Here is a 24,264-nt window from a genome sequence, read left to right as displayed (position 1 = left end):
CGGGGGACGAGGGCGGTTCGGAGGCCGCAGCCCTCATCGGCCGGACCGCTCCTGAATGCCGCATGTCCTCTCCTTCCGGCTCTCGGCGATGCGCAGCGAGTCGCGAAGGGCTTCGGTCAGGCGCTCGGCCAGGAAACGCAGTTGATCCTCGGTGGCGTTCGTCAGCATGTCGGCTGCGTAGGCGAGAAGGTGGGCGCCCATTTCGAGCTGGACCTCTTCTGCGATGTCGGCCAGACGAGACACGCGTCCACCCTCGTCGTCCGTGATCAGGAAGCACGGCTTGGCCTCTGTGCCCGTCCATGGCAAGAGACGAAGCTTGCGGCGTGGATGAGGGCTCTCGGGCTCAGCTGCATCGGCCTCCGTTGCCATCAGGCCACCTCCACACCGTGGAGCCAGTAAGGCCCTGCTGCTGGCGACCGCGCGGCGAGCCAAGCCGGTTCATGACGCCGTTGCCGCTGCTCGTGAGCGACGAGGTAGGGACGCACGGCAACCGTGGAGGAGCCGTCGATACGCGTGTCCAGGCCGTATGGACTGCGGTGAGCGGGCAGAGAAGCGGGGGCAGGGAACGTCGGAACGGCATACGAAGGCAGCGAAGAGCTCGACGCCCGGTGATGCTTGCCGGGCGGTGTGGCCATGAGCCCCCCCAGGCAATGAGGCGGCGAATAAGGTCAGTCATGTCGTCAGCTCCATCGGGTTCAGCTGGTGACCACGCCCCCGGACGGCTCGACCCGTCGCGGGGGTTCTGTGGCAAGTGCGACGCTTCAAGCAACCACCAGGCCAAGCTGAACGGCGGGCTTGGGAGCAGCGGCAGCATCAGTTATGCAGAAGCTGCATGAGGGTGAATCACTGCTGATCTACGCTCGTTTGAAGAGGCAGGATCGGCGACGGCGAAAGGGTCCGTGGCAGATGGCCGGAGGACACGAGGCGCCACAACGGATCGGCGAGGTCATCCGTCAGGCAAGGGTGTTACAGCGACGCTCGCAGAAGAACGTCGCCGCCGCACTCGGTTACCACCAGTCCAAGGTGAGCCGCTTGGAAAGCGGCCGGGGCACGGACGACATGAGCGTCCTTCGGGCTATCGCGCAGGAATTGGAGATTCCGCCCCACAAGTTGGGGTTAGCGCCCGTGCCACCCTCTCGTACCGCCGCTCCCGAGCCGGATGGGGTGCAACGCCGCACGTTCCTCGCCGCCGGCATCGCCGCACTCGGGGTGGCGTCCTCCCCCGCCGCTACGCGCGATGCCCTCGTCCAGGCTTTGCTGCCTGGATCGACTGTCGCGGCTGACCCTGTTCCCCGGGCTGCGCCGAACGTAACTTCCCTGCGGAACCGGGTAGGTGCGGCCCGTCGGCTGTTCCACACCTGCGACTACGCCACGCTGGAGCGCATTCTGCCTGGAGTGATCGCCGACCTCCGGTGCGCCTCCGACGTCGGCACGATCGACGCTTCAACGCTGTCCGGCCTGCTCGCAACGGCCTATCAGACCGCTACGAGCCTCCTGCTCAAGCAGCACGATCAGGGCAGCGCCTGGCTCGCTGTCGGCCGGGCGATGGCAGAGGCCGAACGCTCGGGTGATCCGGTCGTACTTGCCTCAAGCGTCCGCGTTCAGGCCCACGTCCTGGCCCGCGAGAAGCACACCACTCAGGCCGTCGCCCTCGTCCGTCATACCGCCGACCAGTTGTCGGGCTCGTACGATCAGCGCTCACCGAAGTACCTCGCAGCAGTGGGGCTGTTACTGCTCCGCGGAGTCACCGCATCGAGCAGCGGAGGCGACCGTGCCGCTACGGCGGAATTCCTGACAGAGGCCAAGGAAGTCGCGCGATACGTCACACTCGACCAGCCCGACGCATGGGCCAACTTCTGCCAGACCAACGTCGCCCTGCACGAAGTCAGTGCATTGGTGGCTCTCGGAGATGCAGGACTTGCTCTGCAGACAGCACGGCCCTTCAGAAAACGCCCCATCCCCGTACCGGAACGCCGGGCGGCGCTGTGGGTGGAGATCGCTCGCGCCCACAGCCAGCTAGGACGCCTCGCTGATGGTTACCAGGCACTGCGCATGGCCGAAACGTGTGCGGCTCAGGACGTACGCCGCCCCGCCATCCGCCACCTGGCAGCGGACATGGCCGCCCGTGACCACCGACGTACCCTGCCGGAACTGCACCGCTTCAGCCACCGACTGGGAGTTCCCGCGTGACCGAGTCCAGCGTGCAGGGCAAGAAGCCCTTCTTGTACGTCGTCGTGTGCGCGGCCGGAGTCGCCGGTGATGTCGGCAAACTGATTACCCACGCACAGGAACGGCATTGGGACGTAGGCGTCATCGCCACTCCCCAAGGCCTCGGCTTCCTGGACGCAGAGGCGATCCGATCCCAGACCGGCTACCCGATCCGCTCCGCCTGGCGCACCCCTGGAGAGACCCGCTCGCTCCCACCCGCCGACGCCATCGCGGTCGCCCCGGCGACCTTCAACACGATCAACAAGTGGGCCGCCGGCATCTCGGACACTCTCGCCCTGGGAATCCTGTGCGAGGCATACGGCATGGGCATCCCTACGGTCGCACTCCCCTACCTGAATGCGGCCCAGGCTGCGCACCCCGCCTACCAGCGGAGCCTGGAACAACTGCGGGAGATGGGCGTCCATATCGGCTCCTACGAACCTCACCGTCCCAAGGCCGGTGGTGGCGCGGATCGCTTCCGTTGGACGGAGGCCATCGACATTTTGGTCTCTCGCGCCGACGCGCTGTGAATCCCTGCGCGTACCGTCGGTCTGAACCGAGGAAGTGGAAGTTGTACGCACATGAGGTGATCCTGAACGAACTCGCCCAGGGACTCAGACCGACGGCCGAGGGCGTCGAGTGGTTCGAGGCCCTTCCGGAGGACGACCAACGCAAGGTCCTGCACACGCTGGTGTCGTTCTGCGGGCAGGCCCGCGCCTGCGAGGAGGACGTACCGGAGAGCATCGCGCGTTCCGGCATCCGCCCCACTCACACGCCGGCCGTGATGCTCACGAGGTGGCGCTTCGGGATGGAAGGCCTTCCGAGCTACGAACTCCCCAAGTCCTTCCGCCTGCTCATCGCGCTCTTCAGCATCGCGGATGCCCGCAGACGGAGGGTGTACTGCGCCGGGGGATGCCGTCACGCGTGGCACAACCTGCCGGATCCGCCACGAAAAGCCACCTGAGGTGACTCCTTGCCCTGGGGCTCATTCGTAATCACGGGACTTCGTTGCCCAGGTGGCCACGACTCGCTTGGAGGCATTGAGCATGACCCAGATCAGCACGGGCGGCGACCTGGTCACTTACATCAATGTCTTCACCGTCGCTCCGGAGAATCAGCAACGTCTCATCGAGCTGCTCCAATACATGGCGCGGGAGGTCATGCCGAAGCAGCCTGGCTATGTGCAGGCCAATATTCACCGGGGTCTTGAGGGCACTCGAGTGGCCAACTACAACCAGTGGCGCTCGCAAGCGGATCTGGCGGCCGCCCGCGAAGACGCCGAAGTACGGGCGTGCATGGAGCAGATACTGAAGATCGCGACGCTCGACCTCGTACCGTACGAGGTCGTGTCCGTACACCGGCCGTAGGTTTGTGGCCGGAAGGTTTACCAGTTCTGTCTGAAGGCTGCTGTTTGTTGTGGTCTGCCGTCCCCAGCGGATCCCTGCGGCGGAGCGTCAGCCCGTCAGGCCCTCGCGGCGCGAGCGCGCCCGAGCCCGGACCCCGAGGACGATGCCGAACAACCCCAGCACGAGGGCGAAGGCGGATCCGACCACCCCGTTTCCGGTGCCGGGGCCGCCGTCAGCGATGGCCAGCGCCACCCCGGCGAGGATCATGCCGGTCAGACCCACCGCCATGGCCACGACGGCACCGGTTCGCCCGCTGCCGGTGCCGGCACGTCCCTTGGCCCGGGCCAGGGCCAGCGCGCCGATGGCCATACCGGCCAGCGCCACCAGATCAGCCGCGATGGACGGACCTCGGCCTTGGACGCCGTACCCCTCGGCGGCGGTAACGAGTTGGATCGACATCGTCAGGGCTTCAGGGGAGTTCACGGGGTTCAGCGAGTTCATGTCGCTCTCCTCTCACGCGTTTCGTTTCGGGGATCCGGATGCCTCCGATCGTGTCCGCCGGCCCCGTCGCCGGTCGTCCCGCAGGCGCAGACACTTCGTGCTGCCGTCGATGCCGCAGGCTCCTGCTGCGGATGCGGCAGGAGCCGCGCGGATACCGCAGGCGCGGTAGCCGGCCGCTCGTCCGCGAGTTGGACTCGTCCGCGGCGGCGTCTGGCTAAGGTGCGCGCATGGATACAGGTCGGTTCGGCGTCCCGGCCGCGGTCAGGGACTGGGCGATCGCCCTCGGCGTGGCGGCCCTGCTGCTGGGCACCGGGCTGTCCGAGGAGCACCCGGACGCGGACCCCGACGTGCTCGGCTACGCGCTGCTGGCGGCCGGCGGTCTCGCGCTGGCCGCGCGTCGCCGCGCTCCGCTGGCCGTCCTGGTCGTCACCGGGCTGTGCGCGGTGGGTTACGAGGCGGCCGGTTTCGACGTGCTCGCCGTCTCGTACCTGGTTGCGGTCTACGGCGCGGTGCGGGCCGGGCACCGCGCCCTCACGGTGGCGGCGTCCGTGACCATGCTGGTTGTTCTTCTCCTCACCGCGCTGGTCTTCCACGACGGGCCTGCGGGCGAGGCGTTGGCGCAGGCCCGGCACGTCCTTGAGATCGCATGGCTGATCGCCGCGTTCGCCGCGGGCGAGGCACTGCGCCAGGCCGAGCGGCGGGCGGACGAAGCCGAACGCACCCGGGAGGAGACCGCGCGGCGCCGCGCCGATGAGGAACGGCTGCGCATCGCCCGGGAACTGCACGACTCGCTCACCCACCAGATCTCGATCATCAAGGTGCAGGCGGAAGTCGCCGTCCACGTGGCCCGCAGGCGGGGTGAACAGGTACCCGAGCCCCTGCTGGCGATCCAGGAGGCCGGACGTGAGGCGACCCGGGAACTGCGCGCCACCCTGGAGGCGCTGCGCGATGACGACACCTCCCCGCCCCGCGGGCTCGACCACATCCCGGAGCTGGTGGAACAGGCGAGCAGGGCCGGCCTCGACGCGACGCTGACGATCGAGGGACAGCGGCCCGACCTGCCGGCCGCGGTGGGCCGGACCGCCTACCGGATCGTTCAGGAGTCGCTGACCAACATCGCCCGGCACGCCTGCGCCGCGACCGCCTCGGTCCGCATCGACTACCTGACCGACTCACTCGTCGTCCAGGTCGACGACGACGGCAAGGCCACGCCGGACACCGTGCCGACGCCCGGCCTGGGGCTGCTCGGCATGCGGGAACGCGTCACCGCCCTCGGCGGCCTGCTGCGCGCTCAGCCGCGCACCGAGCACGGCTTCACCGTCCGGGCCGAACTCCCCGTGGACCACACCTCATGATCCGTGTCCTGCTCGTCGACGACCAGCCGCTCATTCGCAGCGGATTCCGTGCACTTCTCGACCTCGAGGACGACATCGAGGTGGTGGCCGAGGCCGCCGACGGCGCGGAGGGCCTGGCGCTCGCCAAGCAGCACCTGCCCGACGTCGTGCTGATCGACATCCAGATGCCGGTCGTCGACGGCATCGAGGCCACCCGGCGCATCGCCGCGGACCCGGCCCTGGCCCAGGTGCACGTCGTCGTCCTCACCAACTACGGCATGGACGAGTACGTCCTCGACGCGCTGCGCGCCGGCGCCGCCGGATTCCTCGTCAAGGACATCGTGCCGGACGACTTCGTGCACGCCGTGCGCGTCGCCGCACGTGGGGACGCGCTGCTCGCCCCGTCCATCACCCGCAAGCTGATCGACCGGTACGTCACCCAGCCACTCCCCTCCGCCGCCGGCACCGGGCTGGACGAACTGACCGGCCGCGAGCGCGAGGCCGTCGCCCTGGTCGCGCAGGGCCTGTCCAACGACCAGATCGCCGACCGCATGGTGATCAGCCCGCTGACCGCCAAGACCCACATCAACCGGGCCATGACCAAACTCCACGCCCGCGACCGCGCCCAACTCGTCGTGTTCGCCTACGAGTCCGGCCTGGTGACGCCGCGCAGCTCCTGACATCCGTGTCGTCTACTCGGCGGCCGGACGTCCCATCGAGGCTACGGCCATGGTGAAGGCGGGACATCTCCACGGCCGGGCGGGACCTGGAGCGTCGTAGCGCCCTGCGGGTGCAGGTGCGGCGCGGGCGATGAGGCGGGCCCGGCCACCGGCGGTGAGAGGCGCTGGGGGTGGTGGCGTCGGGCGAGCCACAGCACGATCGCGGCGTAGATCAGGGTCGTTGCCACGTCCACGAGGCCGACTTGCCAGGATGAGTCGGCAGCGGTCTCGTCGGACTTCAGCCCGTCGACGATCGCGGCGGCGACGCCGAAGGCCAGCAGGTTGTTCAGGACGTGCAGGGCGACGGCAGCCTCCAGGCCGCCGGTACGGATGGTCAGCCAACCGCAGACCAGACCGAAGACCAGCAGGCCCATGAAGCCCCACCTGGTGCCCCAGCCGTGGGCGGCGGCGAACAGCACGGCCTGCGGGATCACCGCGAACCACGGAGAACGGACGAAAGCGCCGACCGCCTGCGTCAGCCAGCCCCGGAAGACGTACTCCTCGGCCGCGGCCTGCACCGGAACGAAGACGGCCAGCACGACCAGCGAGGTGAGGAACGATCGCCAGCCCACCCATACGACGGACTCCCCCGAGTCGCTTCCGCTGTCGGGCAGGAGGACGGCGGAGACCGCCAGCACAGCCACGGGGAGCACGGCGGCAAGCAGACACCGGGCCAGCCAGCGCCACCGCAGCCGTCCGTCGACCGACGACAGGGTGCCGGGCGGTCGCCGCCCTGGCCACCATACGGCCAGCAGGATCACGGGCAAGGCGACCGCGATGAAGGTGAGGTCCAGGGCCGTGTTGACGAGTAGGCCGAAGTCGTAGCCCCCGTCCGGCAGTTCACGGAGCCCGGCCGCTGCCCCGAAACCGTAGGAGAGGGCGAACAGCAAGAGGCTGAGCACGACGTACACACCAAGAGCCAGCAGAGTGCCGAGCACTGGCCGCCACCAGCGGTGACGGCCGGTGCAGTGACCCATGCGGTGGTAAGGGAGGCCGGTGGGGTGCGGTGGTAAGGGGATGGTCATGATCAGCAGCTTCCCAGGCGGGGGCCGTCATCGCCGCTGATTTGCAGCCCCCGTATGGCCGCGCCCATGAACTGGGAGAAGTGGCATGAGCGTTACGACGTCGCACAGCCCGGCCGCCCCGGCGGTGGGTCACCGATGCGGGACACCCTCCCTGCCGCCTGGGATAACCACGGGTAACCGGTGACGAGTCGCGGGGGTGGTACAGGGGGCGCACAAAAGGCGCGCGTTGTTCGCGAGTGCATTCGCCGGAGACTGCAAACGCAGGCTCGCCAACCCGTGAAATGTGAAGATCACTCACGAGGTCCAGGGGCCACTTGGCCAACCCTCACCCCGCAACGCCCATCAGCCCCGCAACACTTCACAGATATCGAATGAGTAAAGAGGGTTCCGTTCAGCGAATCCTTGTTGAACCATGAAGGTCCACAAATAAGGGGGGTTTGTGAAGATCGCTGGTTGCGCTTTGCGCACGCTCGGGCAGGGGGCCCTGGCAGACCGGTGATGCGGTGATGGTGCCGTTCCCACACCGCTTCTCACGCAGTACCACGCCACGGCCGCCTGCCTCAGGAACAGGCGGCCGTACTTCAGGGGTGAGGAATCCACCATGCACATATGTGTGCTGGGGCAGGGCTATGTCGGCCTGCCCCTGGCCGTGAGGGCCGCCGAGGTCGGTCATACCGTGACCGGCTACGAGCCCGACCGGACGCGTTGCGAGGCGCTGGCCGCGGGGGCGTCGTATGTCGAGGACATCGGCGACGACCGGCTCCGGGCGGTGCTGGGTTCAGGTGCGTACAACGCCACCGCCGACCCGCAGGACCTCAAGGGCTTCGACGTCGCGGTCATCACCGTGCCCACTCCGCTGACCGACCGCGCGCCCGACCTGAGCTGCGTACGGGACGCCGGCCGCGTGCTCGCGGAGTGGATCGAGCCGGGTGCCACCGTCGTGCTCGAGTCGACCACCCATCCCGGCACGACCCGTGACGTGCTCATACCGTTGCTGGAGGAGGGCTCCGGGCTCGTCGCCGGCCGGGACTTCCACGTCGGGTTCAGCCCCGAGCGCATCGACCCGGGCAACGCCGACTGGCGGCTGGAGAACACCCCGAAGATCGTCGCCGGGCTGACGGACGACTGTCTGCGGCGCGTGAAGGGCTTCTACGACACGGTCACCGACGTCACCGTGCCCGCCTCGGGGCTCGAAGAGGCGGAGCTGGCCAAGGTGTTCGAGAACACCTACCGGCACGTCAACATCGCCCTGGTCAACGAGCTTTCGCGGATGGCCCACACGCTGGGCGTGGACGTGTGGCACACCCTGGAGCTGGCGGCGACCAAGCCGTTCGGGTTCACCAGGTTCCTGCCCGGCCCCGGCGTCGGCGGGCACTGCCTGCCCATCGACCCGGTCTACCTCAGCCATCACGTCAAGGCACGGCACGGACAGACCTTCCGGCTCATCGAGCTGGCCCAGGACATCAACGAGAGCCAGCCGGACTATGTGGTGCGCCGGCTTCAGGACGCCCTCAGCCGGCGCTTCCGGCGGAGCGTGCACGGGGCGCGCATCCTCGCCCTCGGCGCCGCCTACAAGCCGGGCACCTCGGACGCCCGCCAGTCGCCGGCCGTCGAAGTCACCGACCGGCTGCGGGCGATGGGGGCGGACGTCACCGTCGTAGACCCCTATCTGCCGGTGGCGGACGGCGGTTGCCGGGAGATTCCCTTCCAGACGACGACCGCATCAGCGACCGTCGCCGACTTCGACGCCGTCGTCCTGCTCACCCCGCACGGCGAGTTCGACCTCGTACGTCTCGCCGCCGAGGCCGCCTACGTACTCGACACCCGCGGCGTCATGGCCGCCGCACCGCACATCGAACGGCTCTGAAGAGCCCCGGATGGAAAGAGGGACAACATGTACGGACAGAACGGTGTGGGCGCCGCGATCGGGACCGCCACCGGCGGAGCCGCCCTGGCCGCCACCGGCGGAACCGCGCTCGGGTGGATCGTGCTGGGAGCCATGCTCCTCGTGATCGGTGGCGTCGCGGTGTTCCGCACGGCGACCCGCGGCAAGCGAGTGACCGCTTGAGCGCCTTCCCGGGCCGCGCCTCACACCTGAGGTTCACCGTGGTGACGACCGTGGTGGTGGCGGCTCTGGCCGCTGCCACCGTGGTGGTGCACCTCCAGTCGAAGAGCCCGATCCTGACGTTCTACTGGTGGCTGGGCATGACGGTGATCGTCCTCTGCCTGGTCTCGTTCCTGAAGGGCCGCTCCTTCACCCACCTCCCCGTCGCTCCGGGCCGGACGGTGGCGATCATCCCGGCCTTCGAGGAGCCCTCGGAGAACCTGCACCGCACGGTGCGGTCACTGCTGGCCCAGACGCATCCGGTCGACGAGATCCACGTGATCGACGACGGCTCTCAGCAGCATCCCGTGGAACCCTTCGACCACCCCCGGGTCTTCTGGCACCGGCAGGAGAACAAGGGCAAGCGCGGGGCCCAGGTCACCGTGCTCCGGCACCTCCAGGAGCAGCACAAGCACTTCGACTACGTGCTCACCATCGACTCCGACGGCGAGCCCTTCCCGGACGCGCTCGAACAGCAGCTGCGGGCCATGAGCAACCCGCGGATCCAGGCCACCACCGGCATGATCTACATCCGCAACTTCGAGGAGACGTGGGTTTCCCGGGCCGCGGACATCGACATCGGCACCTCGTGCGTGATGATGCGCTCCTCGCGCTCCATGCTCGGAGCCCTGGAGACGACCTCGGGCGCGCTGGCGCTCTACCGGGCCGAGCTGCTCTACGACCACCTGGACGCCTACGAGGTGGAGTGCGGCACGGGAGACGACCGCTGGCTGGCGCTGCGGGCGCTCATGCGCGGTGAGGTCGTGGCCGTCAACGAGGCCGGCGTCGTCACCGACATGCCGACGACGCTGAAGAAGACCTACCGGCAGCGGCTGCGCTGGGCCCGGTCGTGGTGGTGGATGCTGCCGTTCGTGTACGCGCGGCTGTCGCTGAAGCAGCTCATCTCGCCGACGTTCGGCCTGCTCCAGCTCGTCATCACCCCGGTGATGCTGGCCTGGATCGTCGTCATGACGCTCATGACCCTGGGCGGGCGGTACCACAACCCCGGCATCGCCCTGGTGTACCTCGCCGTGTACCTGGTGGTGCGGTACGGCCAGTCGGGGCTGTACGTGCTCATGCGGCCGGACATGACCGCACGCCAGCGCTGGCGCTCCTGGCTCGTCGGCACCCCGGCGGCCGTGTTCATGAACATCGTGCTGCTGTGCCCGACCCGCTACTGGGCCCTGTTCAAGCTCCGTGACAACGCCTGGCAGTCGCGAGGCCTGACGGCGAAGACGGCGCTGCCGAAGGGTGGTCGTCATCGTGCCGGTTCCAAGGACCTGCTGAACGCCTGACCGTCGCGCGCGACCCGTGCGATGAGTTTCCGGCCTGCGTCCGGTCTATGGATGCACAAGGGCCGCTCCCGGCCCCCCGAACCGACAGGAGCCGCGATGACCACCGTCGTGATGCACAACGTCGTGTCCGTGGACGGCTTCATCGCCGACGCGGACGATCAGGTGGGGCCGCTCTTCGACTGGTACGGCAACGGTGACGTCCTCATCAACCAGTACGCAAAGGTGTCCAAGGCCTCCGCCGACTACGTGCAGCCGACCATGGCGAAGATCGGGACGCTGGTCGTCGGGCGGCATGTGTTCGACATGACCGACGGGTGGGGCGGTGTTCCGCCGGCCGGTGAGCACCTGGTGGTCGTGTCGCACCGGCCCCGGCCCGAGGGGTGGCACCCGGACGCGCCGTTCCACTTCGTCGACGGTGTGGAGGAGGCCGTCGCCAAGGCCAAGGAGCTGACCCGGGAAGGCCGTGACGTGGGTGTGGCGGCGGGCGACGTCGGCGGGCAGGCGTTCACGCTGGGGCTGGTCGACGAGGTGGCGATGGACGTCGTGCCCGTGGTGTTCGGCTCGGGCAAGCGGTACTTCGGGTCGGTCGACGCCCAGTACCTGCTGGAGGATCCGCACACCGTGATCCAGGGCGAGCGGGTGCTGCACCTGCGCTACCGGGTCCGCAAGCAGCCGTGACCACGTACGAGGAGAGGTCGACCGACATGGACGACATGGATCCGCAGACCGCCGCCGGCAAGGTGCTCTGGCACTTCTCGATGTCCCTGGACGGATTCGTCGCCGGGCCGAACCACACGATGGACTGGATGACCGACGCGACCTTCCGCCCCGGCCTCACCGAGGAGTACGCCGAGACGACGGGCGCCGTGCTGGGCGGCCGGGCCGGCTGGGACGCCCATCCCGACCCCACCGGGATCTACGGCGGCGCCTGGCAGGGGCCCGTGTTCGTGCTCACGCACCACCCGGAGGACGCGCACCCCACCCCGGGCGTGACCTTCCTGAGCTGCGACGTCGGCGAGGCGCTCCGGATCGCGCGGGAGGCCGCCGGCGGGAAGAACGTCGAGGTCTTCTCGCCGACCATCGGCCGGCAGCTCCTGGAGCGCGGGCTGATCGACGAGATCGACCTGCACATCGTGCCCGTGCTGCTCGGCGACGGTATCCGGCTGTTCGACAACCCCGGGGGCGCGCCCGTACGGCTGGAGCTGCTCGTCGGGGACGACCGTAAGGCCGCGGTCGACGTGCGGTACCGGCCCGTGCCGGCCGGCTGATCCACTGCCTCCGCGACTCCCCTTCGGGCTCCCCTCCAGCCGCCGCAAGAAATTAACCGAACCTCAAGAATTAACCGAACTCACGTACAACCCTTACGTCCTCACACAGGTCTCCTGATCGCCGACCACCCGTGAACGCCCGGACACCTCCCGGCGAACACGGACGGCCCCGGCGCCTCATCGACTGTGGATGCCCGCCAGGCATCCCGCATGCCGCAGGAGATCCCCGCATGCATCAGCACCGGCGACGCCCCCACGGACGTCCGCACCCGCGCCCCGCCCTCACGACGGCCACCGGCCCGGCCACGCCGGCGGGCGGCCTGTCCGTGCCCGCGACCGGCACGGCGACACCCCGGGACTCCGCCCCACCGGCCTGCCCCGCCGCCTGAGCCGCCCCGCTCTCCGTACCCGGGACCCGGCCCTCACGCCCGGCCCGCCACTTCCCCTCCGGAGCCCCACCTTGCGCAAGCGCACCCTTCTCCTGGCCGCCACGCTCACCACCGGCCTGCTCACCATCACCCCGGCCGCCGCCGCGCCCTCGGGCCTCGCCGGGGACTTCAACGGCGACGGGTACCGGGACGTCGCGGTCGGCGCCCCCTGCTCCGACGTCGGCTCGGCCTCCTGCGCCGGCGCCGTCGTCGTGCTCTACGGCTCGTCGTCCGGCGTCTCGGCCACCCGTAAGGCGATCATCACCCAGAACTCCCCCGGCGTCCCGGGCACCGCCGAGTCGACCGACCTGTTCGGCTCCGCCCTCGCCGCCGCCGACCTGGACCGCGACGGCTACTCCGACCTCGTCGTGGGCTCCCCCGGCGAGAGCATCGGCGACCGGGACGGCGTCGGCTCCGGCACCGTCCTGTGGGGCGGCACGTCCGGCCTGTCCGGCGGCAAGGGCCTGCCGCAGCCGTCCACGCTCAGCGAGTGGGGCGGCTTCTCCCACGGCATCGCGACCGGCGACTTCGACGGTGACGGCGACACGGACGTGACGCTGACGGGCCAGAGCCACACCCGTCTCTACCTGGGCCCGTTCACCCGCACCGGCGGTCCGCTGAGCCACTACCGCGTCGGCGAGCTCGGCACCACGTTTGAGGTGATAGCGGGCGACATGACCGGCGACGGCGCGGCCGAGCGCGTCTACCCGCACGCCGTGGACGGCGACTCCGGCGGCCAGATCTGGTACTACCGCTGGACCGGCACGGGCTACAAGTTCGCCGAGCTGCCGAACGCCGACGGCTTCCCCGGCTCGGTCGGCGACATCAACGGCGACGGCTACGGCGACCTCGTCCTCGGTGACTCCACGGACCCCTACGCGTACAAGCCCGGCGGCCACAAGGGCGGCCAGATCACCGTCTGGTACGGCGGCCCGAACGGCCCCGCCCCGGCGCAGACACCGACCGTCGTGCACCAGGACACCACCGGCGTGCCCGGCGCGGGCGAGACCGACGACGCCTTCGGCTCGGCCGTCAGCACCGGCGACATCAACGGCGACGGCTACGCCGACGTCGCGGTCGCCGCTCCCGGCGAGGACCTCGGCACCGTGAAGGAGGCGGGTTCCGTGACCGTCCTGTTCGGCTCCGCTTCCGGCCTGAAGACCAGCGGCGCCAAGTCCTACACCCAGAACACCACCGGCGTCCCCGGCACCGCCGAGGCCTGGGACCGCTTCGGCTCCGCCGTCGACCTGACCGACATCACCAAGGACGGCAAGGCGGACCTGGCCGTCGGCGTCGACGGCGAGAACGGCTCCGGCGGCGTCTGGACCCTGCGCGGCACCTCCACGGGCCTGACCACCACCGGCGCCAAGGGCCTGACCGCCGCCGGCGTCTCCCTGAAGGCCGGCAACGGCTTCGGCTCGGTGATCGCCCAGTGACACCCCGACAGCTCACTCCCGGAGCCCTCATGCGCACCCGTGTCACCGCCGCCGTCCTCGCGGCGGCCCTCACCCCGCTCGCCCTGACCCTGTCCGCACCCGCCGCGCACGCCGCCACGGCCGCCGCCCCGTACGACTTCAACGGCGACGGCCGCGCCGACCTGGCCATCGGCGCACCCGGCGCCACGGTCGCCGGGCAGGCGAGGGCGGGCGCCGTGGCCGTCGTCTACGGCAGCTCCACCGGACCGAAGAGCTCGACGCGCACGCTGCTCACCCAGAACACGGCCGGTATGCCCGGCGCCGCCGAGGCCGACGACGCCTTCGGCTCGGCCCTCGCCTCCGCGGACCTGAACACCGACGGCTACGCCGACCTCCTGATCGGCACCCCCGGCGAGGACGGCAGCGACACCAACGACGGCACGGTCACCATCGTCTGGGGCTCGGCGTCCGGCCTGTCCGGCGCCCGTACGCTGTTCAGCTTCTTCAGCACCGACTACGACCGCTACGGCCAGGCGCTCGCCGCGGGCGACTTCGACGCCGACGGGGACGCGGACGTCGCGGTCGGCTCCACCGGCCCGGTCACCCTGTCCCTCGTGAACGGGCCGATCACCAAGACCGGCGCGCACAACGGCGGTTCCGGCTCGCGCAACGACCGGTGGTCCACCTCGCACGGCACCACCCACCTCTCCTCCGGCGACATCACCGGCGACGGCCACCCCTGGGTGGTCCTGCACGGCCGCGCCGCGAACACCGCCCACGCGGCCACCGGCCTGGCCGACATGAAGATCGGCAACTACGTCGACTGGCAGCAGGACCTGCCCGCCGGCTACGTCTCCGCCGTCGGCGACATCGACGGCGACGGTCACGACGACATCGCCATCGGCAACGACCGCGAGACCTCCGCCGACCCGGCGGGCGCACTCGGCGGCCAGGTCACGGTCGTCTACGGCGGACCCGACGGCCGGGACACGAGCCGCGCCCCGCTCGTCCTCACCCAGGACACCGCCGGTGTGCCCGGCGCCTCCGAGAAGGGCGACCGCTTCGGCAGCGGCGTCTCGCTCGGCGACGTCAACGGCGACGGGTTCGCCGACCTGGCGATCGGCGTCGCGGGCGAGAACTCCGCCGCCGGTGCCGTCACCGTGCTCTTCGGCTCGGCGTCCGGCCTGACCACCAAGGGTGCGAGGTCGTACACCCAGAACACCGCCGGTGTGCCCGGGAGTTCGGAGAAGGGCGACCGTTTCGGCGCCCGCGTGACCCTCACCGACCACACCGGCGACCACCGCGCCGACCTGTCCGTCTCCGCGCCGGGCGAGAACGCCGGCGACGGCGCGGTCTGGTCCCTGCGCTCCACCACCACCGGCCCGACGGCCACCGGCTCCGTCAGCTTCGGCCCGGGCACGACCGGCGTCTCCACGGCCGGCACGCCGGGCTACGGCACCGCACTCAACTCCTGATCACGACACCTGGGAATCGACGCATGCGCAAGCGCACCCTCCTCCTGGCCACGGCCCTCACCACCGGCCTGCTCACCGCCCTGCCCACGACGGCGGCCACCGCCGCCACCGCCACCGGCCCGAGGGCCGACTTCAACGGCGACGGCCACGGCGACGTCGCCTTCGCCGCCCCGTACGCCAAGGTCGACGGCCACGGCATGGCCGGCTATGTCGCCGTGGTCTACGGCGGCGCCACCGGCCTCGACCCGGCCAGGCGGACCGTGGTCAGCCAGAACACCGCCGGTGTGCCCGGTGCCGCCGAGGCCGAGGACACCTTCGGTGACGCGCTCGCCATCGCCGACCTCAACGGCGACGGCTACACCGACCTCGCGGTCGGCTCCTCCGGCGAGGACGTCGGCACCGACACCGACGGCGGCTCCGTCACCGTGCTGTGGGGCTCGGCGGCCGGCCTGAAGAACGGCACCACGGTCAAGGACCCGGCGGTCTCCGGGCACGACCACTGGGGCCGGCTGCTGACCGCGGGTGACTTCGACGGCGACGGCAAGGCGGACCTGGCCGTCGGCACCGGCTCCTCCCACGTCTACGTCATCCGCGGCGGCTTCACCACGACCGGCACCACCGGCGCCGCGAAGCGCGTCAACACGCCCGAGACGGCGTACAGCGTCGACGCCATGAAGGCGGGCGACACCAACGGCGACGGCCGGTCGGACCTGGTCCTCACCTACCGCGTCCGCCTCGACTCGGCCGAGTCGGGCAGCTGGTCCAAGGGCGTCGCCTACCTCGGCTCCCCCACCGGCCCGGACACCTCGCTCCCCCGCCCCCTGAACGGCGGCACCTCCCTAGCCCTCGGTGACATCGACGGCGACGGCTACGACGAGATAGCCATCGGCAACGTCTTCACGAAGGACGACGACCACAGCGGCTCCCTCGGCGGCCGGGTGGTCGTCATCCGCGGCTCCGAGGGTGGCCCGGTCAACGGCGACGCCCCCATGGCCGAGCTGACCCAGGCCTCCACCGGCGTCCCCGGCGCCGACGAGGCGGACGACGGCTTCGGCGGCTCGGTCTCCATCGGCGACGCCAACGGCGACGGCTACGGCGACCTGGCCATCGGCGTCGTCTTCGAGGACGTCGGCACCCTCGAGGACGCCGGTTCCACGGTCCTGATGAACGGCTCGGCCTCGGGTGTCTCGCGCACCGGCGGCCGCACCCTGACCCAGGCCACCGCCGGTGTCCCGGGCACCGCCGAGGCCATGGACTACTTCGGCTCGGACGTCCTGCTGGCCGACGTCACCAAGGACGGCCGCGCCGAGTTCACCGTCACCGCCGGCTTCGAGGACGAGGGCATCGGCGCCATCACGACGCTGCGCGGCTCGGCCACCGGCCCCGTCACCGACGGCGCCCGCTCCTTCGGCCCGGGCAGCCTCGGCCAGACCCGCTCCTACGGTGCCTTCGGCACCGGCCTCATCGGCTGACGAACCAGGAGAGCCCCATGCGCAGATCCACCACGATCGCCCTGGTCGCCGCCCTGCTGGCGACCGGCGTCACCCCCGTGTTCCTCACCGGTCCCGCCTCCGCGGCGGTGGCCAGGCACTACGACGACTTCAACGGCGACGGCCGCCGCGACCTCGCCTACGGCGGCTACAACGACGTCGACCGCCAGGGCGGCACCGTCACCGTCGTGTACAACACCGCCACCGGCCTCGACACCGCCCACCCCAAGTACCTCCACCAGGACAGTGCCGGCGTCCCCGGGTCCGGGGAGGGGGACGACCAGTTCGGCGCGTCCCTCGCGAGCGCCGACCTCAACAAGGACGGCTACGCGGACCTCGTCGTCGGCAACCCCACCGAGCACGTGGGCAGCGCCGACTACCGCGGCACCGTCACGGTCCTCTGGGGCTCGAAGTCCGGCCTGTCCGGCGGCACGAACCTCACGCCCGCCGGCGGCGCGGGCGGCCACTTCGGCCGTGACCTGGCGACCGGCGACTTCACCGGCGACGGCTCGCCCGACCTGGCGGTGATCGGCGGTGAGGAGGCGTGGCTGTACCGCGGCCCGTTCACCAAATCGGGCACGACCGGGAAGGTCAGCAAGATCGACAAGGGGTCCGGCGGCTGGTACTCCTCCGCTCTCGGGGCCGGAAAGGTCGACGGTGACGGCAGGACGGACCTGGTGGTGATCGGCACGGAGATCACCGGCAGCGACATCCGCGAGCGCGCCTGGTTCCTCAAGGGCACGTCCTCCGGCCTCGCCTCGGGCGCGTCCAGGACCCTCAGCGACCGGCAGCAGGGCCTCTACCCGAGCCCGGTCGTCGGCGACTTCGACAAGAACGGCTACGGCGACATCGCCCTCGGCCTGCCCGACAAGGACAACGGCAAGGGCGCGGTCACGATCTGGCGCGGCACGGCGTCGGGCCCCGGCACGTCGACCACGTTCACCCAGGCCACCTCGGGCGTCTCCGGCAGCCCGGAGGCCGACGACAACTTCGGCTACGCGATCTCGGCGGCCGACGCGGGCGGCGACGGCTACGCGGACCTCGCGGTCGGCGTGCCGCACGAGGACGTCGAGGGCCTTCAGGACCAGGGCGGTGTCCACGTCTTCCGCGGCGGCTCCGGCGGCCTCAGCGGCGCCCGCTCCTCGTGGATCGCCCAGACGGTGCTGGGCCCGGCCGACTCCCACGCCTCCTTCGGCTACACCCTCCGCCTGCGCGACCTGACCGCCGACGGCCGGGCCGACCTGGCCGTGGGCGCGGCGAGCGGCGCGCTGCTGATGCGGGGCACGGGCACGGTGCCGACGAAGACGGGCGCGATCGTCCTGCCGGAGTTCGGCGGCTCGCTTCCCGACTGACCGGCCCGGGCCGGCCCCGACCCGAATCGACTCGACTCGACCGCAAGGACCACGCATGCCCCGACCCACCCGCACCCCCCACGCCCTCGCGGCCCTGACCGCCACGGCCGCGCTGGGCGCCGCCCTCTTCACCGCCGTACCGGCCGCCACCGCGGCCCCCGCCAAGTACGCCGACGACTTCAACGGCGACGGCTACCGCGACCTGGCCACCGCCGCGCCCTACACCCCCGTCGGCGGCAAGACCGACGCGGGCGCGGTCGTCGTCACCTACGGCTCGGCGAACGGCATCAGTGCCGCCCGCCGCACCGTCCTCACCCAGGACACGGCCGGCATTCCCGGCACCGCCGAGCAGGGCGACCGCTTCGGCAAGTCCCTCACCTCCGGCGACCTCAACGCCGACGGGTACGCCGACCTCGTGATCGGCAGCGTCGGCGAGGACGTCGGGTCCGACGCCGACGGCGGCTCCGTCACGGTCGTCTGGGGCGGCAAGAGCGGCCTGTCCGGCGGCAAGGGCGTCCCCGACCCGGCCGTGTCGGCCCACGACGAGTACGGCATGTCCCTCACCGTCGGCGACTTCGACGGGGACGGCCGCCCCGACCTCGCCGTCGGCAGCACCGGCAGCGACATCTGGATCCACGAGAGCTTCACCAAGACCTCCGGCCCCGCGGCCCGCCACGAACTCGCCACCGGCCTCCAGACCGGCAGCAGCATCTACGGCGCCCAGGACCTCTCCGCCGGCGACCTCGACAACGACGGCACCGACGACCTGGTCGTCACGGGCAGCGAGGCGTCGACGTACGACGACGGCAACATGATCTACCTCGGCTCCGCCTCCGGCTTCACGTACCAGACGTTCCTCAGGAGCGGCGGCTGGGAGCTGGCGACCGTCGGCGACCTGAACGGCGACGGCTACGACGACGTGGTCTCGGCGGCGTACGGCGGCGACGGCAAGAGCCTCGGCGGCTCCGTCAGCGCCTACCTCGGCAGCGCGAACGGCGTCCGCACCCAGCCGCAGACCACGATCGACCAGGACACCGCCGGAGTCCCCGGCGCCGACGAGGAAGGCGACTGGTTCGGCAACGCCCTCTCCATCGCCGACGTCAACGGCGACGGCTACGGCGACCTGGCCGTCGGCACGCTCCACGAGACCATCGGCACCGCGAAGATCGCCGGCAGCGTCACCGTCCTGCGCGGCTCGGCCACCGGCCTGACCGCCACCGGCGCCCAGTCGTTCACCCAGAACACGGCCGGCGTCCCCGGCACCGCCGAGTCCGCCGACCGCTTCGGCGCCTCCGTACGCCTGTCCGACCTCACCGGCGACGGCAAGGCGGACCTGTCCGTGGGCGCCGACGGCGAGAACCACCCCTCCGGCGCCGTCTACAGCCTGCGCGGCTCGGCCTCGGGCGTGACGACGAAGAACGCGATCAGCTTCGGCCCCGGCTCGCTCGGCATGTCGACGACCGGCTACCTGAGGCTCGGCCAGGACATGCTCGGCTGACGCCGCCGCGAGGGGCCGTGGCGCTGCCCGTACGGCGGAACCCTGACCGCCCACGGACGCCCAAGGCCCTTACCCCCTAAGGGATGTCACAGCTCGGCCGCAAAGCCGGGCCCGGAAGCCCGGGCCCGGCACGCCACCGCGCGGGACCAGGTACGTTCGAAGACGTGGCTGGATTCAGGATCGGACGCGGCCGGAACAACGGCGCTCCTCAGACGCGACCGCAAAACCCTCCGTACGGGCAGCAGACGCCGCAGGGACCGTCGTACGGCTACCCGCCGGCGCCGCCTCAGCCGTACCCGCAGCAGCCGCCGCACGGCAACGGCGGCGGCCCCACGTGGCCGCAGCCGAACGCCGGGCGGCCCGGCGGTGGCTACGGCGACCAGGGCGAGCCGGAGTACTTCGGCGACGGCGCGTACCCGCCCGGCCCCCAGGGCCCGCACGACCCGTACGCGGCGAACAACCCGGGCCACACCCAGGCCTTCTCGGTCGGCGAGGACCCCTACAACCAGGGCGACACCTACCGCGCCGGCTCGGCCGCCCAGCCGCCCGGCCCGGTCGGCCCGCGCCTGCACTGGAAGGCCCTGCTGAGGGGCATCGTCCTCGCCCCCAAGCAGACGTTCCTCCAGATGCGGGACTACACGATGTGGGGCCCGGCCCTCATCGTCACGTTCCTCTACGGCCTGCTCGCGGTCTTCGGCTTCGACGGCGCCCGCAAGGATGCGATAAACGCGACACTCTCGAACGCGATCCCCATCGTCCTGACGACGGCGGTCGCGATGGTGATCAGCGCGTTCATCCTGGGCGTGGTCACCCACAGCCTGGCCCGCCAGCTCGGCGGCGACGGCGCCTGGCAGCCCACGGTCGGCCTGTCCATGCTGATCATGTCCATCACGGACGCACCCCGCCTGGTCTTCGCGATGTTCGCCGGCGGCGACGCGACGTTCGTGCAGCTGCTGGGCTGGGCCACCTGGATCGCGGGCGGCGTGCTGCTGACCCTCATGGTCGGCCGCTCCCACGACCTGCCCTGGCCGAAGGCGCTGGGCGCGTCGGCGATCCAGCTGATCGCGCTGCTGTCGATCGTGAAGCTGGGCACGGTCTGAGGCTCGGCACGGCGCAGGAAAGGGGCTCCCCGGAAGGGTGAGCCCCTTTTCTGATGTTCCTTGGTGTCAGGCGTCGAGCACCTGGTCGGGCCGCCGCACCACGGGCGGCTCCACGGACCACGGGAAGTTGATCCACTCGTCGGTCCGCTTCCACACGTACTCGCACTTCACCAGCGACTGTGACTTCTCGTAGACGACGGCGCTGCGCACCTCGGCGACGGTGTCGAGGCAGAAGTCGCGGACCAGCTTGAGCGTCTTGCCGGTGTCGGCGACGTCGTCGGTGATCAGCACCTTCTTCTCGGAGAAGTCGATCACATTGGGGACGGGAGCGAGCATGACGGGCATCGCAAGCGTCGTGCCCACACCCGTATAAAACTCCACATTCACGAGATGGATGTTCTTGCAGTCGAGGGCGTAGGCGAGCCCGCCGGCCACGAAGACACCGCCGCGGGCGATGCTGAGCACTATGTCGGGCTCGTACCCGTCGTCGGCGATGGTCTGCGCGAGCTCGCGCACGGCGACGCCGAACTGCTCGTAGGAGAGGTTCTCCCGCACGCCACTCATGCTTGTGTCGCTCATGCTCGGGTCACTCACACCTGGGTCCGATGGAAGTTGAGGAAGGACCGGGAGGCGGTCGGCCCCCGCTGCCCCTGGTACCGCGACCCGTACCGCTCGCTCCCGTACGGGTAGTCGGCGGGCGAGCTGAGCCGGAACATGCACAGCTGCCCGATCTTCATCCCCGGCCACAGCTTGATGGGCAGGGTGGCCAGGTTGGACAGCTCGAGGGTCACGTGCCCGCTGAACCCGGGGTCGATGAAGCCGGCCGTCGAATGCGTGACCAGCCCGAGCCGCCCCAGCGAACTCTTCCCCTCCAGCCGGGAGGCGAGATCGTCGGGCAGCGAGATGACCTCGTACGTACTGGCGAGCACGAACTCCCCGGGATGCAGGATGAACGGCTCGTCCCCCTCCGGCTCGACGAGCCGGGTCAGATCGGCCTGCTCGATCGAGGGGTCGATGTGCGGGTACCGGTGATTCTCGAACACCCGGAAGTAGCGGTCGAGCCGCACGTCGATGCTCGACGGCTGCACCATCGCGTCGTCATAGGGATCGATCCGTACCCGCCCGGCGTCGATCTCGGCCCGGATGTCCTTGTCTGAGAGAAGCACGCCCCGAGGATACGCAAGGCGCGCGGAGCGACCACAACCGGACGTCTCCGCGCGCCTGCCTGCGTGCTTCTACTGCCGGGCCGCTACCGCTTCTCGTAGCTCACGGGCACCACGCTCCTCAGCCGCGCACATCGCGGACACCGAAGCAGCCGGCCGGGGCCGAGCCGCTCGGCCTGCTGCATCGGGAACGAAGCGGTGGTGAACACGTGCCCATCCGCACAACGGACGACGGTGCGCTCCATCAAGTCCAAGAGTCCCTTCCCCAAGAGCCGCGTCGGGCTGCTGCTTGCCTGACGACAAAAGCCACAGTACGGGATCAAAGGGACGGCCCTGTAGGCGGCACTCCGGTCCCGTCCGGGCCCTCGCCCGCGCCCCCACCGTACGCCCCAACTCCGGTCACCCGCAGCCGCGTCCTGCCCCTGAAACGCCCTCAGGCTCCACGGGCATGAACACCGGGAGCCTGAGATGAGGTAAAGTGGCGACCGTTCGGACACCGCCTCCGGTCGGCGTCTTACGCGGGTGTAGTTTAATGGTAGAACATCAGCTTCCCAAGCTGAGAGCGCGAGTTCGATTCTCGTCACCCGCTCCATGTGAAACCCCCAGGTCAGAGACCCGGGGGTTCTTTGTTGTCTAGACCGGTGGGCCGGTCGCGCACCACAACCGCACCATTAGCTCTCGGCAGCCTCTTCGCTGTGGTGCGCGGGGTCGTCCTTGTGGCACTTCGCACGCTCGGCACGCACCAGGTCGTCGAGCCCGGCAGCCACCTCCCGCTGCCGCTCCTCGTCGGAGTGCTGGTAGATCAGCGCGGCCTTCTCGGAGGACTGCCCGGCACGGACCATCGTGTCCTTGAGGGTGGCGCCGGAGCGGGTCGACAGGGTGTGCCCGGTGTGACGGAGGTCGTAGAAGCGGAAGCCGTCCGGGAGACCGGCGACCGTGCGAGCGCGGCGCCACTTCCGACCGAAGGAGGTACGCCGGAAGGGGGCGCCCTTCTCGCCGACGAAGACCAGGCCATCTGGTCCCTTCTCGGCGTACCAAGCGAGGTGCCGCTTCACCTCCTTGTGGAGGAAGGCCGGGAGGACGACGGTGCGGACGCCCGCGTCGGACTTGGTCTCGCCGGGGGCGCGTCTGCCGTTCGTTCGCTCGGGCTCGGCGACGCGGACGCGGATGACGAGGTTGTCCAGGTCGACGTCTCGGCGGCGAAGGCCGGCCAGCTCCTCCGGGCGCATCGGACCGTACGCGCCCAGGTAGACCATGAGACGCCAGCGGATGCCGATCGCGTCGGCGAGAGCGTCGACCTGGGCGACAGTGGCGATACGGCGTTCGGCGGCCGACTCCTTGCCCGCGCCCTTGATCCGGCACGGATTACGGCTGATCAGGTCGTCGTCGACCGCCGTCTCCAGGATGGCCTTGAGAGTCGAGGGGGGCGAAGGTCGGGAAGATGTACAGGCGCAGGAGATGCTTGTACAAATCGTCGGTGCGGACGGACAGCTGCCGCTCTTCGACCCACTTCTCGGCGTACACCCGGAAGTTGACGGCTCCGGCGTCGGGGGCGCGCCAGTCCCCGCGGCTGAGGTCCGCCTCCACCTGGGAGAGCCAGATCTCGGCGGCCCCTGGCGCCCAGGTCGTTCGTACAGTGGCGCGCTCCACCTGGACACCAGGGACCACGCCCGCTCCACGGTGTGTGGGTCGACGGCAGACGGGATGGGAGCTGGGGTGGGTGGTGGGCTTGTGTGAGTGGGCGAGCTCCAGAAATACCAGCGCCACGATTTGCGTGACCTTTGGTGCCGTCAATGACGGCTCAACTTGACGTGTGCTCAATGATCAGGTTATGGCACTGCCGTGCCCGGCCAGCCACCCTGTTTCCCACAGCAGAGAGCTCAGCCAAATAGCTCAGTATCTCCGTGAGGTTGCCCGGCCCCGGTTGTGTAGCGAGCAAATCCTCTGTTGCTTCCGGCACACGGTTTTCCGGTTCGACGAGCAGGGCTCGAAAAAGGTTCAAAGTCTCTGCACTAGCCCCGTCCGGCGGGCTGATGGGGGACGCGAGCAGTTGACTCCACCGTTCGGCACACCCTTCGAGCCCTCCCTCCACGGTGTCGAACATGAGCTTCTCGAACCTGCAGGAGAGGTCTTCGGGATCTACTTCCACTGCCCGCTCCAGGTCTACTCGCGCCTGCTCGTAATGGCCTGCTTGTCGGTGTGCCCTGCCGCGGATGCTAAGTGCCCAGGCGAGTGTGGGGTCAATTTCGAGTGCGGCGGTGAGGTCGGCGATGGCCTGGTCGTAGTGGCCGGCCTGCTGGTGTGTTTCGCCGCGGGTGCCGAGGGCCCAGGCATAGCTGGGCTTGATTTCGAGTGCGGCGGTGAGGTCGGCAATGGCCTGGTCGTAGTGGCCGGCCTGCCGGTGTGTTTCGCCGCGGGTACCGAGGGCCCAGGCATAGCTGGGGTCGATTTCGAGTGCGGCGGTGAGGTCGGCAATGGCCTGGTCGTAGTGGCCGGCCTGCCGGTGTGTTTCGCCGCGGGTACCGAGGGCCCAGGCATAGCTG

General features: G+C 70.2%; 24 protein-coding genes, 1 tRNA gene and 1 pseudogene. 19 read left to right on the top strand and 7 right to left on the bottom strand.

The genetic code is table 11. The features are described from left to right. Positions 1-33: 33 nt before the first annotated feature. Positions 34-369 (bottom strand): hypothetical protein, encoded by a 336-nt coding sequence (locus ACIBNA_RS22000; RefSeq protein ID WP_399166837.1) that lies wholly within the window; start codon positions 367-369, stop codon positions 34-36. Between the two features lie 537 nt (positions 370-906). Between ACIBNA_RS22000 and ACIBNA_RS21995 the strand changes: the two genes are divergently transcribed. The 4 genes from ACIBNA_RS21995 to ACIBNA_RS21980 all read left to right on the top strand — a co-directional run bounded on the left by ACIBNA_RS21995 (position 907) and on the right by ACIBNA_RS21980 (position 3,575). Further along, the gene (locus tag ACIBNA_RS21995; protein ID WP_399166937.1) at positions 907-2,190 is read left to right on the top strand and encodes a helix-turn-helix domain-containing protein; all 1,284 of its coding nucleotides are present in this window, start codon (positions 907-909) and stop codon (positions 2,188-2,190) included. After that, the gene (locus ACIBNA_RS21990; protein WP_399166836.1) at positions 2,187-2,738 is read left to right on the top strand and encodes a flavoprotein; all 552 of its coding nucleotides are present in this window, start codon (positions 2,187-2,189) and stop codon (positions 2,736-2,738) included. Before ACIBNA_RS21995 ends, ACIBNA_RS21990 begins: the two co-directional genes overlap by 4 nt. 41 nt (positions 2,739-2,779) lie before the next feature. Then, entirely contained in the window at positions 2,780-3,172 is a 393-nt protein-coding gene (locus tag ACIBNA_RS21985; protein WP_399166835.1) for a DUF5958 family protein, read from the top strand. An 82-nt stretch (positions 3,173-3,254) separates the two neighbouring features. Beyond that, the gene (locus tag ACIBNA_RS21980) at positions 3,255-3,575 is read left to right on the top strand and encodes an antibiotic biosynthesis monooxygenase family protein (RefSeq protein WP_399166834.1); all 321 of its coding nucleotides are present in this window, start codon (positions 3,255-3,257) and stop codon (positions 3,573-3,575) included. An 87-nt stretch (positions 3,576-3,662) separates the two neighbouring features. On the opposite strand, the gene ACIBNA_RS21975 is transcribed toward ACIBNA_RS21980, so the two are convergent. Beyond that, complete coding sequence (locus tag ACIBNA_RS21975; protein ID WP_399166833.1) at positions 3,663-4,055, bottom strand: DUF6223 family protein; 393 nt, start codon at positions 4,053-4,055, stop codon at positions 3,663-3,665. A gap of 227 nt (positions 4,056-4,282) precedes the next feature. Between ACIBNA_RS21975 and ACIBNA_RS21970 the strand changes: the two genes are divergently transcribed. Continuing rightward, positions 4,283-5,410, top strand: coding sequence for a sensor histidine kinase (locus ACIBNA_RS21970; RefSeq protein WP_399166832.1), 1,128 nt, complete (start codon positions 4,283-4,285; stop codon positions 5,408-5,410). Further along, positions 5,407-6,069 carry a response regulator gene (locus tag ACIBNA_RS21965; protein WP_399166831.1) on the top strand — a complete coding sequence of 221 codons (663 nt, stop codon included), beginning with the start codon at positions 5,407-5,409 and terminating at the stop codon, positions 6,067-6,069. The genes ACIBNA_RS21970 and ACIBNA_RS21965 overlap by 4 nt, the downstream gene beginning before the upstream one ends. Positions 6,070-6,110: 41 nt before the next feature. Here ACIBNA_RS21965 and ACIBNA_RS21960 read toward each other — a convergent pair whose 3' ends face one another. Then, positions 6,111-7,133, bottom strand: a complete 1,023-nt coding sequence (locus tag ACIBNA_RS21960) for a type II CAAX prenyl endopeptidase Rce1 family protein (protein ID WP_399166830.1) — start codon at positions 7,131-7,133, stop codon at positions 6,111-6,113. A 601-nt stretch (positions 7,134-7,734) separates the two neighbouring features. On the opposite strand from ACIBNA_RS21960, the gene ACIBNA_RS21955 reads away from it, so the two are divergent. From ACIBNA_RS21955 to ACIBNA_RS21900, 12 genes are all read left to right on the top strand, one after another. Further along, a complete protein-coding gene (locus ACIBNA_RS21955; protein ID WP_399166829.1) occupies positions 7,735-9,000 on the top strand; it encodes a nucleotide sugar dehydrogenase in 1,266 nt (421 codons plus the stop codon). Between the two features lie 27 nt (positions 9,001-9,027). Continuing rightward, the gene (locus tag ACIBNA_RS21950) at positions 9,028-9,201 is read left to right on the top strand and encodes a hypothetical protein (protein ID WP_020269611.1); all 174 of its coding nucleotides are present in this window, start codon (positions 9,028-9,030) and stop codon (positions 9,199-9,201) included. Further along, positions 9,198-10,532, top strand: coding sequence for a glycosyltransferase (locus tag ACIBNA_RS21945; RefSeq protein WP_399166828.1), 1,335 nt, complete (start codon positions 9,198-9,200; stop codon positions 10,530-10,532). Before ACIBNA_RS21950 ends, ACIBNA_RS21945 begins: the two co-directional genes overlap by 4 nt. A 96-nt stretch (positions 10,533-10,628) precedes the next feature. Next, positions 10,629-11,210, top strand: a complete 582-nt coding sequence (locus ACIBNA_RS21940) for a dihydrofolate reductase family protein (protein ID WP_399166827.1) — start codon at positions 10,629-10,631, stop codon at positions 11,208-11,210. Continuing rightward, the gene (locus tag ACIBNA_RS21935; protein ID WP_399166826.1) at positions 11,207-11,800 is read left to right on the top strand and encodes a dihydrofolate reductase family protein; all 594 of its coding nucleotides are present in this window, start codon (positions 11,207-11,209) and stop codon (positions 11,798-11,800) included. Before ACIBNA_RS21940 ends, ACIBNA_RS21935 begins: the two co-directional genes overlap by 4 nt. A gap of 230 nt (positions 11,801-12,030) precedes the next feature. Then, a complete protein-coding gene (locus ACIBNA_RS21930) occupies positions 12,031-12,189 on the top strand; it encodes a hypothetical protein (RefSeq protein WP_399166825.1) in 159 nt (52 codons plus the stop codon). Positions 12,190-12,260: 71 nt separating this feature from the next. Beyond that, entirely contained in the window at positions 12,261-13,664 is a 1,404-nt protein-coding gene (locus tag ACIBNA_RS21925; protein ID WP_399166824.1) for an FG-GAP-like repeat-containing protein, read from the top strand. Between the two features lie 29 nt (positions 13,665-13,693). Next, complete coding sequence (locus tag ACIBNA_RS21920) at positions 13,694-15,118, top strand: hypothetical protein (protein ID WP_399166823.1); 1,425 nt, start codon at positions 13,694-13,696, stop codon at positions 15,116-15,118. Between the two features lie 23 nt (positions 15,119-15,141). Beyond that, the gene (locus tag ACIBNA_RS21915) at positions 15,142-16,590 is read left to right on the top strand and encodes an FG-GAP repeat domain-containing protein (protein ID WP_399166822.1); all 1,449 of its coding nucleotides are present in this window, start codon (positions 15,142-15,144) and stop codon (positions 16,588-16,590) included. 17 nt (positions 16,591-16,607) lie between these two features. Next, the gene (locus ACIBNA_RS21910) at positions 16,608-17,960 is read left to right on the top strand and encodes an FG-GAP and VCBS repeat-containing protein (RefSeq protein WP_399166821.1); all 1,353 of its coding nucleotides are present in this window, start codon (positions 16,608-16,610) and stop codon (positions 17,958-17,960) included. Positions 17,961-18,015: 55 nt separating this feature from the next. After that, on the top strand, positions 18,016-19,458 hold the full coding sequence (locus ACIBNA_RS21905; RefSeq protein ID WP_399166820.1) for a VCBS repeat-containing protein: 1,443 nt from the start codon (positions 18,016-18,018) through the stop codon (positions 19,456-19,458). Between the two features lie 83 nt (positions 19,459-19,541). After that, positions 19,542-20,558, top strand: coding sequence for a Yip1 family protein (locus ACIBNA_RS21900; RefSeq protein WP_399166819.1), 1,017 nt, complete (start codon positions 19,542-19,544; stop codon positions 20,556-20,558). A gap of 66 nt (positions 20,559-20,624) precedes the next feature. Here ACIBNA_RS21900 and ACIBNA_RS21895 read toward each other — a convergent pair whose 3' ends face one another. Both ACIBNA_RS21895 and dcd read right to left on the bottom strand, forming a co-directional pair. Continuing rightward, on the bottom strand, positions 20,625-21,122 hold the full coding sequence (locus tag ACIBNA_RS21895) for a phosphoribosyltransferase (RefSeq protein ID WP_399166936.1): 498 nt from the start codon (positions 21,120-21,122) through the stop codon (positions 20,625-20,627). Positions 21,123-21,148: 26 nt separating this feature from the next. Further along, positions 21,149-21,724 (bottom strand): dCTP deaminase, encoded by a 576-nt coding sequence (gene dcd, locus ACIBNA_RS21890; RefSeq protein ID WP_399166818.1) that lies wholly within the window; start codon positions 21,722-21,724, stop codon positions 21,149-21,151. A gap of 515 nt (positions 21,725-22,239) precedes the next feature. Here dcd and ACIBNA_RS21885 point away from each other — a divergent pair. Next, a tRNA-Gly gene (locus tag ACIBNA_RS21885) sits at positions 22,240-22,313 on the top strand. Between the two features lie 79 nt (positions 22,314-22,392). On the opposite strand, the pseudogene ACIBNA_RS21880 reads toward ACIBNA_RS21885, so the two are convergent. Both ACIBNA_RS21880 and ACIBNA_RS21875 read right to left on the bottom strand, forming a co-directional pair. Beyond that, a pseudogene (locus ACIBNA_RS21880) lies at positions 22,393-23,473 on the bottom strand (tyrosine-type recombinase/integrase). 49 nt (positions 23,474-23,522) lie between these two features. Continuing rightward, positions 23,523-24,264: tetratricopeptide repeat protein (locus tag ACIBNA_RS21875; RefSeq protein WP_399166817.1), on the bottom strand; the 742-nt coding region annotated here is incomplete at its 5' end.

Source organism: Streptomyces sp. NPDC050164 (assembly GCF_044459945.1).
Classification (GTDB): Bacteria; Actinomycetota; Actinomycetes; order Streptomycetales; family Streptomycetaceae; genus Streptomyces; species Streptomyces coeruleorubidus_A.
This window is presented reverse-complemented; position numbering and strand designations above follow the sequence as displayed.